At 75.8% G+C, this 14018-nt stretch carries 11 protein-coding genes; 4 read left to right on the forward strand and 7 right to left on the reverse strand.

Annotation, left to right across the window (positions count from 1 at the left end; all coding sequences use genetic code 11):
- Positions 1-84: 84 nt before the first annotated feature.
- Positions 85-945 carry a tRNA (adenine-N1)-methyltransferase gene (locus PYR91_RS35000; protein WP_279787077.1) on the reverse strand — a complete coding sequence of 287 codons (861 nt, stop codon included), beginning with the start codon at positions 943-945 and terminating at the stop codon, positions 85-87.
- 118 nt (positions 946-1063) lie between these two features.
- Between PYR91_RS35000 and PYR91_RS35005 the strand changes: the two genes are divergently transcribed.
- Entirely contained in the window at positions 1064-2164 is a 1101-nt protein-coding gene (locus PYR91_RS35005; RefSeq protein WP_279787079.1) for a GNAT family N-acetyltransferase, read from the forward strand.
- 19 nt (positions 2165-2183) lie between these two features.
- Here PYR91_RS35005 and PYR91_RS35010 read toward each other — a convergent pair whose 3' ends face one another.
- Positions 2184-3236 (reverse strand): YbaK/EbsC family protein, encoded by a 1053-nt coding sequence (locus PYR91_RS35010; RefSeq protein ID WP_279787081.1) that lies wholly within the window; start codon positions 3234-3236, stop codon positions 2184-2186.
- 205 nt (positions 3237-3441) lie between these two features.
- Here PYR91_RS35010 and PYR91_RS35015 point away from each other — a divergent pair, with 205 nt between their 5' ends.
- On the forward strand, positions 3442-6411 hold the full coding sequence (locus tag PYR91_RS35015) for a LuxR C-terminal-related transcriptional regulator (protein ID WP_279787082.1): 2970 nt from the start codon (positions 3442-3444) through the stop codon (positions 6409-6411).
- Positions 6412-6498: 87 nt separating this feature from the next.
- Here the strand turns inward: PYR91_RS35015 and PYR91_RS35020 are convergent, their stop codons facing one another.
- The 3 genes from PYR91_RS35020 to PYR91_RS35030 all read right to left on the reverse strand — a co-directional run bounded on the left by PYR91_RS35020 (position 6499) and on the right by PYR91_RS35030 (position 9176).
- A complete protein-coding gene (locus PYR91_RS35020) occupies positions 6499-6765 on the reverse strand; it encodes a hypothetical protein (protein ID WP_279787084.1) in 267 nt (88 codons plus the stop codon).
- Positions 6766-6967: 202 nt separating this feature from the next.
- Positions 6968-8194, reverse strand: a complete 1227-nt coding sequence (locus PYR91_RS35025) for an aminotransferase class III-fold pyridoxal phosphate-dependent enzyme (protein ID WP_279787085.1) — start codon at positions 8192-8194, stop codon at positions 6968-6970.
- A 64-nt stretch (positions 8195-8258) separates the two neighbouring features.
- Positions 8259-9176 (reverse strand): carbohydrate kinase family protein, encoded by a 918-nt coding sequence (locus tag PYR91_RS35030; protein ID WP_279787086.1) that lies wholly within the window; start codon positions 9174-9176, stop codon positions 8259-8261.
- 97 nt (positions 9177-9273) lie between these two features.
- Here PYR91_RS35030 and PYR91_RS35035 point away from each other — a divergent pair, with 97 nt between their 5' ends.
- Positions 9274-9870 carry a TetR/AcrR family transcriptional regulator gene (locus tag PYR91_RS35035; protein WP_279787088.1) on the forward strand — a complete coding sequence of 199 codons (597 nt, stop codon included), beginning with the start codon at positions 9274-9276 and terminating at the stop codon, positions 9868-9870.
- Positions 9871-9920: 50 nt separating this feature from the next.
- Positions 9921-10550 (forward strand): class II aldolase/adducin family protein, encoded by a 630-nt coding sequence (locus tag PYR91_RS35040; RefSeq protein WP_279787090.1) that lies wholly within the window; start codon positions 9921-9923, stop codon positions 10548-10550.
- A gap of 377 nt (positions 10551-10927) precedes the next feature.
- Here the strand turns inward: PYR91_RS35040 and PYR91_RS35045 are convergent, their stop codons facing one another.
- A complete protein-coding gene (locus PYR91_RS35045) occupies positions 10928-12640 on the reverse strand; it encodes an FHA domain-containing protein (RefSeq protein ID WP_279787092.1) in 1713 nt (570 codons plus the stop codon).
- Positions 12641-12839: 199 nt separating this feature from the next.
- Positions 12840-13979 (reverse strand): site-2 protease family protein, encoded by a 1140-nt coding sequence (locus tag PYR91_RS35050; RefSeq protein WP_279787093.1) that lies wholly within the window; start codon positions 13977-13979, stop codon positions 12840-12842.
- Positions 13980-14018 lie beyond the last annotated feature (39 nt).

Below are 14018 nucleotides of genomic sequence, written 5' to 3' on the forward strand. Positions count from 1 at the left end.
CTAGTAAGCAGACGGCCATACGGTTCTGTTCCCCCGGCAGGGACCCGTGCACGATTGTTACGAAATCGGAGTGGCGACGGCAGCTCATGTACTCGCCTCCTCCCCGTAGGCCCCCTTGGCGGGGCGCCGGCGCCTGGGCGGCGGCGTGACGCCGTCCGCCATGCGACGTGCGGTGACGAGGAATCCCGTGTGCCCCACCATGCGGTGGTCGGGGCGCACGGCAAGCCCTTCCACATGCCAGTCGCGGACCAAGGTCTCCCACGAATGCGGCTCGGTAAAACTTCCATGCTCCCGGAGGGTCTCCACGGTTCGGGAGAGCTGGGTGGTCGTGGCGACATAACAGCAGATCACTCCGCCGGGGGTGAGGACCTTGGCCGCCGCGTCGGCGCACTCCCACGGGGCGAGCATGTCGAGGATGACCCGATCGACGTCCGAGGTGTCCAGGGACGCCACCAGATCTCCGACGACCAGCCGCCACTGCTTCATGGGCCCGCCGTAGAACTTCTCCACGTTCTTGCGCGCCACCTCGGCGAAGTCCTCGCGCCGCTCGTAGGAGACGAGCTCGCCGGTGTCCCCCACCGCGCGCAGCAGGTAGCAGCTGAGCGCGCCGGAGCCCACCCCGGCCTCCACGACGCGCGCGCCGGGGAAGACGTCGGCCATCGCCACGATCTGCGCGGCGTCCTTGGGGTACACCACGGCCGCGCCGCGCGGCATGGACACGGTGTAGTCGCGCAGCAGGTGGCGGAAGGCCAGATACGACGTACCGCCCGAGGAGCGCACCACCGAGCCCTCGGGCAGACCGATCAGGTCGTCGTGGGGTATCGACCCCTTGTGCGTGTGGAACACCGCCCCCTCCCGCAACGTCACGGTGTGACGTTTGTCCTTCGGGTCGGTGAGCTGCACCTGATCGCCGGGCTGGAACGGCCCGTGCCTGCGGAAACCCATGCGCGCAAGGCTATACGTGGTCGAGGTGTGCGGCGGGTGCGGCCCGGAGGTTCTGGGGTGACGGGGCAGGGGGCCGATATGGTTCGCCTCGCGCGGGAGTTCCTGGTAGCTGTTGGGCATGCTCCCCCGCGACGCCGTCCCCGCCGGACCGCTCGTCCTGCGTGAACTCACCGTGGCCGATGCGGACGCGGTCACCAGTGGCTGCTCCGATCCCGAGATCGCCCGGTTCATCCCCGCCGTCCCCTCCCCGTACACGCTGGACGACGCGCACACTTTCATCACGAAGATCGCACCCGATCTGTGGGACCGCGGGGGCGCGTGCTTCGCGATCTCCGACTCTCCGGCCGGCGCGTGGCTGGGCACCGTCTCGCTCAAGCCGCCGGACGTGCGGGGCAACGGCGAGGTCGGCTACATGGTCGCGCCGTGGGCCCGGCGGCGGGGGGTGGCCTCGGCCGCGGCCCGTGCGCTCGCCGAATGGGCGTTCGCCCAGGGGGTGGCCCGGGTCGAGCTGGTCGCCGACGTGGACAACCCCGCCAGCCAGCGCGTGGCGGTGGCGGCCGGCTTCCGGTACGAGGGGGTCCAGCGCGGCGCCTCGCCGCTGCGGGACGGCGGCCGGGGCGACGTGGCGTCGTTCGCCCGGCTCGCCGACGACCCCGGGGAGCCGGGCCCCAGGTACCTGCCCGACTTCCCCGGCGGGTCGCTGTCGGACGGCGTGGTCGAGATCTCGCCGCTGACCCTGGCCGACGCCGACGGCTACCAGGAGATGATGGGCGAGCCGGAGGCCATGGCCTACAGCGTGCCGCCCGAGCCGCCCGACATGGAGGAGACCCTGCGCCGCTGCCGGTACACCCCCCTGTGGTGGCTGACCGGCGAGCGCGCCGAGATGGGCGTCAGGGACGCGCTGACCGGCGAGCTCGCGGGCCACCTCCAGCTCATGAACGTCGTCCCGCCGCTCGGCCAGGCGATGATTGGCTACAACCTGGCCAGGAGGTTCCGGGGGCGGGGGTTCATGACACGGTCGGTGGGCCTGCTGACGGAGTGGGCCTTCGGGCACACCGCGCTGCACCGCCTGGTGGCCGGCACGGCGGTCGGGAACACCGCCTCGCAGCGTGTGCTGGAACGGGCAGGCTTCACCCGCGAGGCGCTGATCAGGTCGCTGCTGCCGTCGCCGGACGGCGGCTGGGACGACGACGTCCAGTGGGTCCTGCTGCGCGACTGAGCGCGGGCCCCGCGGCGGCTCAGGCGGTGGGGACGTCCGGGCGCGCCGGCGTGGCCGGCGCGGGCCGGTCGCGCGGGGGGCGCGGGCCGGCGGCCGGGGGCGCGGCGATGGGGGCGGTGCTCGCGCCGATCACCCGCACGAGGTCCGCCGGGGCGAGTTCGAGCTCCAGGCCGTGGCGGCCGCTGGCGACGTAGACGGTGCGGTGCCGCAGCACCGCCGCGTCCACGACGGCCGGCACCCGCAGGGGCAGCCCGAGCGGGCTGACCACGTCGGCGCCGAGCCGGGTGACGTCGCCGGCCGGGGCGAGGCGGGCCGTGCGCCCGCCCGAGGCCGCCGCCAGGGCGTCCAGGTCGACCGCCGCGCCCACGGGCGCGACGGCCAGCACCACGTGCCCGTCGACGTAGACCACCACCGCCTTCAGCATGCGGTCGTGGCCCACCCCGAGCTCCGCGGCGATCGTCCTCCTGGATTTCCCGTAGGCGGGGTCATGGGCGTAGTCGTGGCGGGCGAACGGCACGCGCGACCGGCGCAGCGTCTTGACCGCCAGCGTGTCGGGCGTGTTCGGGCGCCGCGGCGCCGGCGCGGGGGCGCCCGCCGCCGCGCGCCGCTTCTTAAACTCCTGATATTTCGGGCTATATACGTACAAATATTCAAGAAGGGCTTCGGCGAGCACGACCGCGTCCGCGGCGTCCTCGGGCGCGGTGCGTCCCGCCCGTATGTGCGCCGCCTCGTTGCCGATCAACCGGAGGTCCTCGGCCAGCACCAGCATGGCGGGGTCGACCAGGCCGCGCCGGCGAAGCTCCCGCAGCGCCTGCGACAGCGGGGCCGCCCGCACCCCGTGGTCGGCGCAGACGCCCTCCAGCAACCGCCGCACCATCACCACCGCCGAGGAGTGGGCTCCGGCCCGCAGGCACGCCCTGGCCTCGCGCAGCTCGGCGAGCAGCCGCCCGGGGATCCGCCCGTCGTCGCGCCGCCCCTCCCCCGGCCAGAGCACCCGGGCCTCGCGCGGCGGGCGGCCGGGCGCGTCCTCGTCGTCCGCCTCATCCGTCGGCTCCGGCGCGAGCAAAAGCACGTGCGAGCAGACCTGACATACCGATAATGAATAAGGGGCGAGCAAAGGCGACAGAAACGACCTATGCGGCCCATCGGGTTCGCGTGCGACGGAGCCACGTTCGCAGTGCGGGCATTCCACCAGGAATGCGGCCCCCCAGCGTTCCACAAACGGACCATAGACGATCCGAAACAGACCGGACAAGAACACGAGGCGGGAGGCGACGATGCCGATGTGGCCGTTCGCGGGCCGCCAGGACGACCTGGCCCGGCTGATCCGGCTCGCCCACGACGGCGCGGCCCGCGGGATCGTCATCGCGGGGCCGTCCGGGGTGGGCAAGACGAGGCTGGCCGCCGAGGTGCTGCGCACGTTCCGGCCCACCTCGCACACGGTGATCGCCATCAGGGCCACCAGCGCGGCCGGCGGCATCCCCTACGGCGCCCTGGCCGGGCTGCTTCCGCCGGAGGCGCCCGCCGGGCTGGCCAACCCGCTGCGCTGGGCGGCCGACGCCGTCCGGTCGCACGCCGCGGGCCGCAGGCTCGTGCTCGCGGTCGACGACGCCCACCTGCTCGACGGCGCCTCGGCCGCGGCCGTCCACCACCTGGTCGCCGCCGGGGACGCGCTGGTCGTCGCGACGCTCCGCACGGGCGAGCCCGCGCCCGACAGCGTCACCGCGCTGTGGCGCGACGGGCCGGCCGCGCGCGCCGACGTCGGGCCGCTCAGCCTGGCCGACACCGCGGCGATCCTCGCGGCCGCCCTCGGCGGCAGGCCCGACGACGCCACGGTGCGCAGGCTCGGGACGGCCACCGAGGGCAACGCCCTGCTGCTGCACGAGGTGGTCGGCGCCGCCCGTGAGGCCGGGACGCTGCGGCAGGTGCGGGGCATGTGGCAGCTCACCGGGGAGCCGCCCATGGCGCCGCGGCTGACCGAGCTGGTCCGCGAGCGGGTCGGAGCCCTCTCGCCGGAGGCGCGGGCCGTGCTGGAGCTGACGGCCTTCGGCGAGCCGGTCGGGCTGACCGCGCTGCTGGAGCTGACCGCGCCCGACGCCGTCGAGCAGGCCGAGGACCGCGGGCTGATCCGCCTGTCCAGGGACGGCCGCCGGGTGGCCGTCCGCCTGGGGCACCCGCTGTACGGCGAGGTGGCGCGGGCCGGGTGCCCTCCCCTGCGGCGCCGCAACCGGTACGCCGCGCTGGCCGCGGCGCTGGAGCGCGGCGGCGCCCGGCGCAGGGACGACCTGCTGCGGCTCACGGTGTGGCGGCTCGAAAGCGGGGCGCAGGCCTCTCCGGGCCCGCTGCTGTCGGCGTGCGGGCTGGCCTGGTCGGCCCACGACTACCCCCTGGCCATCCGCCTCGGGCGCGCGGCCCTTGCCGCGGGCGGCGGCGTCGAGGCGGCCGTCCTGCTGGCCACCGTCCTGGACTACGCCCAGTTCCCCGACGAGGCCCACAGCGTCCTCATCCAGGCCGAGGCCGCTCTCCCGCCCCCCTCGCGGTCCCCCGCCGGCACCGGAGCCGCCGGGACGCCCGGGCCCGCCCCGGTGGGCGCCCCAGCCGCCGCCGGGGCCGCCGGCGGGTCCGGCGGGGGCGGCCCGGCCGATCCCCCGGCTTGGAGCGGTCCGAAGGATCGGGAGGGTGAACCCGGGGACGACGGACCCCCGGGCGAGGAGGGTGAACCTGGGAGTGGCGGAGCTGCGGGCGAGGAGGCTGACCCCGGGGACAGCCGGCCCCCGGGCGAGGAGGACGACCCCGGGGACGGCGGGCCCATGGGCGAGCAGAGGGGACCCGGGGACGACCGGCCCCCGGGCGAGCAGAGGGAACCCGAGGGCGACCGGCCCCCGGGCGAGGAGGAGCTGAGGACGCGGCTGGCGCTGGCTCGGGCGGGGAACCTGGCGTGGGGGATGAACCGCCTGCGGGAGGCGCTCGACCTGCTCGACCGCGCCGAGGCCACGCTCACCGACCCGGCGGCCCGGCGGCAGGTGGCGATGCGACGGCTCGACCTCGCGGCCGCCGCGGCCGAGCCCCGCACCGCCCTGCGCCTGGGCTCGGCGTTGCTGGGCACGCTCCCGGCGGGGCCCGGGCGCACCCAGATCCTGAAGGCCCACGCCCTCGCCCTGTGTTACGCCGGGCGCACCGGCGAGGCCGTCTCGGTCGCGCGCCAGGCGCTGGCGGACGCCGGGTCGTGGCAGGACGCCATGCCCGCGATGGTGGCCCCCCTGCACTCGGCGTGGGCCATGGCCGGGCTCTTCGCCGGCGACCTGGCCGAGATGGAGGCCGCGGTGGCCTCCATGGACGCCGCCGTCGCCGCGCAGCGCGGCTGGTCGCTCGGCGAGGGCAGCCTGGCGCTGGCCAGGGGCCACCTCGCGACCGCCCGGGGACGGGCGGAGACCGCGCTCGGCGTGCTGCACGACGCCGCGCACCACCCGACGGCGCTCACCGTGGGCGGGTGCATGGGCGCGTACGCCGCCGCCCAGGCGCTGCTCGGGGACGCCGCGGGCTCGCGGTCCACGCTGGAGGAGGCGCTGTCGCGCAACCGCGCGACCTGGACCGGGTTCACCCGATGGGTGGCGCTGACCCGCGTGTGGATCGCCGCCGCCTACGGCGAGACCGGCATGGCCGTCGAGCTGGCCCTGGCGTTCGCCGAGGAGTGCCGCGCCGCCGAGCTGCCCGGATTCGAGTTCGTCGCGCTGCACGACGCCGTACGTCTGGGCGGCGCGGCGCACGCGGCGGCCCGGCTGGAGGAGCTTCCCGCGCTGCACGACGGCCGCCGGGTGCTGCTGGCCCGCGACCACGCCCGCGCGGCCGTCGCGGGTGACGGGGGCGCGCTGCTGGAGGTGGCCGACGGGTTCCAGGGCCTGGGCATGATGCTGCACGCGGCCGAGGCGGCCGCGCAGGCGGCGGCGCGGTTCCGCAAGGACGGCAGGGACAGGGCCGCCCTGACCGCCGCGGCCCGCGCGTGGTCGCTGGCCCGCGCGTGCGAGGGCGCCCGCACCCCCGCCCTGCTCGGCCTGGCGGCTCCGGAGCTGACCGCCCGGCAGCTGGAGATCGCCCAGCTCGCCGCGCACGGCCTGAGCAACCGGGACATCGCCGACCGGCTGGTCCTGTCGGTGCGCACCGTCGCCAACCACCTGGGCGCCGTCTACGAGCGCACCGGCGCCGCCGACCGCGCCGCCCTGCGCCACCTCTTCGACGACCCGTCCTGACCACCGGCCCGGCCCGGCGCGGCCCGGCGCGGTCCGGCCCGGTCCGGCCCGGTCCGGCCCGGTCCGGCGCGGTCCGGCGCGGTCTGGTCAGGTGACGGCGGCTCGCCAGGCGTCGGTGAGCATGGCGAGGACGTCCACGTTCCCGGTGCCGTCGCGCTCGGTCACACGCCTGCCGACGCGGACCATCATCGTGACCTCGTCCCCCCTGCCGCGCAGCCACATCTCCCACGACGCCGCCCCGGCCCCCCGGCCGGCGGTCAGCGCGTTCCCGATCGGTTCCAGACGCGACTCCGCGCCGCATCCTGGGCAGGTGAACCCCGCCGGTGACGCCTCCAGCCGTGCGCGCTCGTCCACGCGCGCCTCCCCCTGAACTTCCATGGCCTCCCGCTCTCCGAGGCGCCGGCCCCGGTGCCGGTGATCGCCTCGCAAAGCAAGAGCGGGCAGGTGCCGCCGTGATACCTCCCCATGCCGTCCCGGCACCGGCCGCGCGGTCATCGGCGACGCCTGCGGCGCCGGCGCCGGGGGCGGCCAGGCGCGGCGCCCGGCGCGGCGGCGGTCAGCCGGCGCCGAACCGGGCGCGCAGCTTGGCGAAGGCGGCGTCGGTGCCCTGCAGCGCCCTGTCGACGTCGGCGTCGGTGTGGGCGGCCGACAGGAACCAGTTGTGCCAGGGGTGCAGGTAGACGCCCTCCTCCAGGCAGGCGGCCGACCAGGCCATGGCCTTCTCCAGGGTCTCGTCGGCCTCGAAGGACAGCCAGGGGATCTGCACGGGGCCGGTCTGGCGCACCGTGAACCCGTGGGACGCCGCCTGTGCGTCCAGGCCCGCGCGCAGGCGGTCGCCCGCGCGGCGCATCAGCGACACGCCGTCGATGTCGCGCAGCGTCTCGATCGTCGCCTTCGCGGCGGCCATGGGCACGGCCGAGAACCAGAAGGAGCCGGTGGAGTAGAGCGTCTGGGCCGGGCCGCGCAGGGCGTCGGTGCCGGTGACGGCGGCGATGGCGTACCCGTTGGCCAGGGCCTTGCTCCACGCGGTGAGGTCGGGGCGCACGCCGAACGGCTCCCACGAGCCGCGCAGGTCGAGCCGGAAGCCCGCCCGCACGTCGTCGATGACCAGCGCGGCGCCGATACGGTCGGCGAGGGCCCGCACGCCGCGGGCGAACTCCGGGTCGGCGAGCTCCTGGTCCTCGAAGGAGTCGTGCTTGAACGGCGTGACGATGATCGCCGCGACGTCGCCCTCGGCCTGGGCGGCCGCGGCCTCGGCGCTGGCGAGGTCGTTGTAGGCGAACTCGATCAGGTCGGCGCGCTCGTTCGGCGTGGTCCCCGCCGGGCTGGGCGTGCACCACGGGTCGGCGCCGTGGTAGGCGCCGTGCGCCATCAGGACCTTCGCGCGCCCGGTGGCGGCGCGGGCCACCATCAGCGCCTGGGTGGTCGCGTCCGTGCCGTTCTTGGAGAACATCACCCAGTCGGCGGAGGGGATGGTGTCCACCATGAGCTCGGCGAGCTCGACCATGACCGGCCCGGGGCCGTTCAGGCAGTCCCCCGCGGCCTGCTGAGCGGCGACCGCCCGCTCGACGGCGGGGTGCCGGTGGCCGAGGATGATCGGCCCCCATCCGCACATCAGGTCGACGTACTCGCGCCCGTCGGCGTCCCACTGGCGGCAGCCCTCGCCCCGCAGGAAGAACTGCGGGTAGCCGGGGCCGAAGATGGCGGCGTTGAGGTGGCCGTACATCCCGCCGGGGACGACCTTGGCCGCGCGCTCGCGCAGGCTCGCGTCGGAGTCGGACATGAGAATCCCTTCGATCGGGCCGGTGGTGTGACGTGCGGGCCGGGACGCCGGCCGGGCGTACGGGTCAGGGGCCTTCGACGGAGGCGATCGTGTGGCCGTCGAGGCCGGCGTCGGAGCCGAGGCCGCCGGCGACTCGGGCCGCGACGGCCGTGCCCAGGCGGGCGGCGGCCGCGACGTCGCGGCCTTCGAGCAGGCCGGCCGCGAACCCGGCGCAGTAGGCGTCGCCGCAGCCGGTGGTGTCCACGACCGGCACGTCCCTGGCGGGTATGCGGACGGTGCCGGACGCGGTGGCCACGAGGCTGCCCTCGGCGCCCAGCGTGACCAGCACCCCGGCCGGGCCGGCGGCCAGCAGGTCGGCCGCGGCCGCCTCCGCGTCCGCGGCGCCGGTGATCATGAGCGCCTGCTCCTCGTTGGGCAGGAAGTAGTCGACGTGGGGCAGGAACGCCTTGGCCCCCGGCATCAGGTCGGGCATGGACGACAGCAGGTCCATCGTCACCAGCGTGCCGCCGCGCCTGGCGGACTCCAGCAGCGCGAGGAACTCCGGGTCGTGCAGGCCCCAGGTGACGTCCATGCCGCCGAGGTGGAGCACCCGGGCCCCGGTGATCTGGCCGGGGTCCAGGTCGGCGAGCGCGAGGCCGAGGTTGGCGCCGGGGACGTGGAAGGAGGGCCGTCCGCCGTCCGGGCGGATCGGCAGGATGGAGGCGGCGGTGCGCTCGCCGGGCTTGCGCACGACGCCGCGCACGTCCACCCCGTGACGTTCCATGATCATCACGAGCAGGTCGCCCAGCTCGTCGTCGCCGGCGGCTCCGGCGGACGCGACCGGCACGCCCAGCTTGGCCAGGGCGACCGCGGTGCCCGCCGCCGCGCCGGCGGCGGTGACGCGCATCTCCTCCAGCAGGTGCGTGCCCTGGCCCTCGGGAATGGACTCCACGGGCCTGGCCAGCACATCGACGATGTGCACCCCGACGGTGACGACGGACATGACTGGCATCCTTCGCGTACTGAATCGCGGATGGGGAGGTGGCCGGATAATAGACGGGCGCCCGACTACCATGTCAAGCTTCCGCCGGGAGGTCCGCATGCCGAAGATCGTCGACCACGAGGAACGCCAGGGCGAGATCGTCGCCGCCGCGCGCAGGGTCATCCTCCGCGAGGGCATCGAGGCGGCCACCACCCGGGCCATCGCCAGGGAGGCGGGCTACTCCAACGGCGTGCTCACCCACTACTTCGCCGGCAAGGACGAGATCCTGCTGTCGGCGCTGCGCTCCTCCCACCGCCGCATCGTCGAGCGGCTCAGGGGCAAGCTCGCCGGGCGCACCGGGCTGGCGGCCCTGCGGGAGCTCCTGCTGGACAACCTGCCGCTGGACGACGAGCGCGCCCGGGAGACGGCGCTGGAGGTGGGGTTCTGGGGCCGCAGCCTGACCGGCGGCACGCTGCTGGAGGTGCAGCGCGAGGAGGCCGCCGAGCTGCGCCGCCTCGTCCGCTCCCTGCTGGAGGCGGCGTCGGCCGCAGGCGAGATCACCACGGACGAGGCGCTGGACGACGTCGCCGAGCGCCTGCTCGCCCTGGTCGACGGGCTCAGCGTCCACCGCCTGCTCTACCCCGGCACGGTCACCGCCGGCGTCCTGCGGCGCGTGATGGAGGCCGAGCTCGACCGGCTGGCGAGGGCGGCGTGAGCACCATGGGGAGGCGGGCGGGCACGACGGTGAAAGAGGGGGGAGCGCTCATGGAGATGGCCGCGGAGCGGGAGCGGCTTTGCGAGATCGGGCGGCGCATGGTGGAGACCGGCCTGGTGCTCGGCACCTCCGGCAACATCAGCGTCCGGCGCGGCGACCTGGTGGCGGTCACCCCCGGCGGGGTGGCGCTCGACCGGCTCACGCCCGCCGACTGCCCCGTCCTCGACTCCTCCGGCCGCGTCGTGGACGGCGCGCGGGCGCCGTCCTCGGAGGTCCCCATGCACCTGGCGGTCTACGAGGCCACCGACGCGGCGGCGATCGTGCACACCCATTCGCAGTACGCCGTCGTGGTCTCCACGACGATGACCGAGCTGCCGCCGATCCACTACAACGCGCTGCTGCTGGGCGGCGTGGTGCGCGTCGCGCCGTACGCCACGTACGGCACGCCCGAGCTGGCCGCCCACGTGCGTGCCGCGCTGGCGGGCAGGCAGGCGGCGCTCATGCAGAACCACGGGGCGATCGCGATCGGCCACGACCTCGACCAGGCCCTTTCTAGCGCCCGGCTGCTGGAGTGGCTGTGCACGGTCTACGTGCAGGCCAAGATGGTCGGCGAGCCGCGGATCCTCACCGAGGAGGAGCTCGTCGCCGTCATCGAACGCGCCGCGCAGTCCCCTCGCTGACGCTGTGACGGTCGCGGGCACCGCGGCTCACCCGGCAGCCCCTCACGCGAGACGGATCGATCCCCGCCGCCGGCGCCCCGACGCGGGCGGCTCTCCAGCCCTGCCCGCACAAGGCGGACCGGAGCCGCGCCGCCCGGCGCTTGCCGATGCGGGCGCGCGCTTCACCCGGCCGTCCCCACACGAGGCGGACCGGACCCGCGCCGCCCGGGGCTCGGCGGCGGGTGCGGCGCTTCACCGGCCTTCCGCTACGCGTGTGGGACCGGACCCGCGCCGCCGTCCCCGGCGACGTGCGCCCTGGGCGGCATGGGCCCGGTCCCGTCCCGCCCCCGGGGGGGCGGTGACGGGCCATCGCGAGGCACCGCTTCTGGGGCCTCGGGTCACTCGCCGCGCTGGGACTCGTACCGCATCGTGCGGGACACCCCGATGCGGACGGTGGTGCCCGGCAGGATGGGCACCGGCTCGTTCGGCGGGATGTCGTAGAAGTTGGGGTCGCCTGGGGGCTGCACCTGGGTGCCGTTGACCGACCCCAGGTCGATGAGGTTGACGTCCCATCCCTCCAGCCGCACCCGCAGGTGGCGGCGGGAGACCGAGCCGTCGGGGCTGGTCACCCTGGCGGGGCGCGCCTCGCCGGAGGTCACCTCGGGGGCCCGGTCGGGGTCGCGCCCGAGCAGGTAGTCGGCGTCGAGGTCGAGCGACGTGCCGTCGTCGAGCATCAGCGTGCCGAGCGCCGGCCGCTCCCCCTTGTACGGCACGAGGGAGCGCTGGGCGAGGACGACGCCGCAGACCGCGCAGTAGGGCACCCGCGGGTCGTTGAAGTGGTCATTGCCGCAGTCGACGCCGTAGACCATGGGACGGCCGGCCGGCTCCGGGGCCGGGCCCAGCTCGGTGGCCTCCAGCGAGGAGCCGGTCCCCCGCGCGGCGTCGGCGTCGTCGAAGGGGAAGAAGTCGTGGTCGGGCGCCTCGGCCCGCCCGCCCTGCGCCCCCTCGGCGGACGGCGGCTCGGGGTCGGCCGGCAGGCCGGGCGAGGACTCGTACTCGCGCACGGGCACGGGGGACGGATCGGCGGCCGAGGGGCCGGTCGCGCCCGGCTGGGCGGGGTCGCCGGTCGGGTACGGCCGGTGCTCCGGCCCGCCCGGCGAGGCGAAGCCGCCAGAACCGGGGCCCGGACCGTAGCCGCCAGAGCCCGGCCCGTCGGCGCCGTAGCCGCCCTGGCCCGGCCCGTCCCCGCCGTAACCTCCGGGGCCGGGCCCGTCAGGGCCGGGACCGCCCGGGGGGAAGCCTCCGGAACCGGGACCGTCGAGACCAGGACCGCCCGGCCCGTACCCGCCCGGGCCGGGGCCGCCGGGCCCGTAGCCACCGGGGCCGGGCCCGACCGGGCCGGAGCCTCCCGGACCGGGGCCGTAGCCGCCCTGGCCAGGGCCTGCCGGGACCGGGCCGCCGGGGCCCGGGCCGAAACCGCCCGGGCCGGGGCCGCCGGGCCCCGCGAAGCCTCCCTGCGCGAAGTCCCCCGGGCCGAAGTCCGCGGGCGCGTGCTCGGCGGGCGGGCGGTGTGATCCGGCGCCGGCCCACCCGGGGGACGAGCCGGCTCCCGCCGCGTCCCCGCCGGGGCCGTCGCCGTGCCGGGAGAGCTCCTGGATCAGCCCGCCGCCGGGCATGATGCCGCCGTCCAGCCGCGCGCGCCCCAGCGGGGGGCCGGCGTCGGGAAGGCGCAGCTCGATGCGGTCGACCGGGCCCTGCACCAGGCGGTCGGTCCAGCTGAGGGCGTCCTTGCCGTCGAGGCTCACGTCGGTGCCCGGGCCGGTGATCGAGGCCCGGGCGCCGCCGCTGACCAGCACCGCGATGCCGCCGGCGGTGCCACCGGCCAGGGCGCAGGCGATCGGCTCGGCCGCCATCGACCGCGCCAGCACCTGGGCGGCGCGGCGGGCCAGCGTCCTGCCGTCCCCGCCGGCGGCGGCGGTCTCCTCCACGGCGGCGAGCAGCTCCTCGGCGACGGCGCCGGCCGCGTCGCAGACCAGCAGCAGGCCGCCCACATGGGCGATCAGCCCGTTGCCGGGAAGCGGACGCACCACTCCCACGCCTTGCTCCGTCACAGGAACTCCCCTCTCCGAGATGGCCGCCGGGTCGAACCCGTACGCGCAGGACCCCCTGCCCTGAGCCGCGCACGGGAGTCGCCCCGGGTAGAACCGGGCCGATGATGATGCGGCCGATGGCACCGGACCGTAGCAAAAAGCACAGCAGAAGTCCTTACCGGTACGAGCACCGTCAAAGGCCGCGCCGGAGAGTGCTGCCTCAGACGCCGGAGAAGACGCGGTTCACATCAGAGGTGACCAGCACGCCGTAGATGTCGCCGCCGCGCTCCACCAGCAGGTACTCCCCCGAGGGGGCGCCGCGCATGGCGTCCAGGAGGGACTCGCCCTCCAGATCGGCCGGCAGCACCAGGGACGGATCGAGCGTGCGGGCCAGCGAGCCGACGGTGACCCACGGCCGCCGCTGCTCGGGCGTGGCCGAGACGGCGGCCTCGTTGACGATGGCGATCGGCTTGCCGTCGTGGCCGACGACGACCAGGGCCCCGGCCCGGGCCTCCTGGGCCCGGCGCATCGCCTCGGCCAGCGGCACCTCGGCGGTCACCGGGATGGCGCGCCGGGCGAGCGTGCGGGCCTGCACCTGCGGCATGCGGGCGCGCACCTTGGCCACCCGCAGCGACTGCGAGGCGCCGATCCAGATGAAGGAGGCGAGCAGCACCGACCACAGCAGCATGCTCCAGCCGGGCTCCTGCCCGGTCAGCAGCGAGGCCCCCAGGGGGACGGCGACCAGCGCGACGGCGAGCGCCCGCCCGAACCAGGCGGCGGCGATCGTGCCGTAGCCGGCGTTGCGGGTGACCCGCCAGATGCCGGCGCGCAGCATGCGCCCGCCGTCGAGCGGCAGGCCGGGCAGCAGGTTGAAGACCCCGACGATGAGGTTGGACAGCCACAGCTGCCAGACCAGGACGTGCGCGATGGTGCCCACGGGGATCACGCCGCTGGCCACGTAGCCCGCCCCGGCGAGGAGCAGCGACAGCAGGGGGCCAGCGAAGGCGACGAGGAACTCCCTGGCGGGGGTCTCCGGCTCGCGCTCGATCTCCGACACCCCGCCCAGCAGGTACAGCGTGATGCGGCGGACGGGCAGGCCGAAGGCGCGCGCCACCACGCAGTGCGCCAGCTCGTGCAGCAGCACCGAGACGTAGAGGAACACCGCGAAGGCGAAGGCCACCAGGTAGGTGACCAGCGTGTCCCGGTCGGGGAGCTGGGCGGCCACCTGCGGCTGGAAGGTGTAGGTGATGAACGCCGCGACGATCAACCAGGTCGGCGAGACGTAGACGGGGATGCCGAACGGGCGTCCCATGCGCAGCCCCGGAGAAGACTCAGGCCGTTGCGGGGTCTGGGTGCTCATGATGGTCTGTCTTCCCTCCTCGTGCCCTAGATGCTACGC

Source organism: Sphaerisporangium sp. TRM90804 (assembly GCF_029846175.1).
Classification (GTDB): Bacteria; Actinomycetota; Actinomycetes; order Streptosporangiales; family Streptosporangiaceae; genus Sphaerisporangium.

Coding starts and splice junctions, on each gene's coding strand:
- PYR91_RS35000 (WP_279787077.1), bottom strand. CDS start 945: ATGGGTTTCCGCAGGCACGGGCCGTTCCAGCCCGGCGATCAGGTGCAG.
- PYR91_RS35030 (WP_279787086.1), bottom strand. CDS start 9,176: ATGTCCGTCGTCACCGTCGGGGTGCACATCGTCGATGTGCTGGCCAGG.
- PYR91_RS35050 (WP_279787093.1), bottom strand. CDS start 13,979: ATGAGCACCCAGACCCCGCAACGGCCTGAGTCTTCTCCGGGGCTGCGC.
- PYR91_RS35025 (WP_279787085.1), bottom strand. CDS start 8,194: ATGTCCGACTCCGACGCGAGCCTGCGCGAGCGCGCGGCCAAGGTCGTC.
- PYR91_RS35040 (WP_279787090.1), top strand. CDS start 9,921: ATGGAGATGGCCGCGGAGCGGGAGCGGCTTTGCGAGATCGGGCGGCGC.
- PYR91_RS35005 (WP_279787079.1), top strand. CDS start 1,064: ATGCTCCCCCGCGACGCCGTCCCCGCCGGACCGCTCGTCCTGCGTGAA.
- PYR91_RS35015 (WP_279787082.1), top strand. CDS start 3,442: ATGCCGATGTGGCCGTTCGCGGGCCGCCAGGACGACCTGGCCCGGCTG.
- PYR91_RS35035 (WP_279787088.1), top strand. CDS start 9,274: ATGCCGAAGATCGTCGACCACGAGGAACGCCAGGGCGAGATCGTCGCC.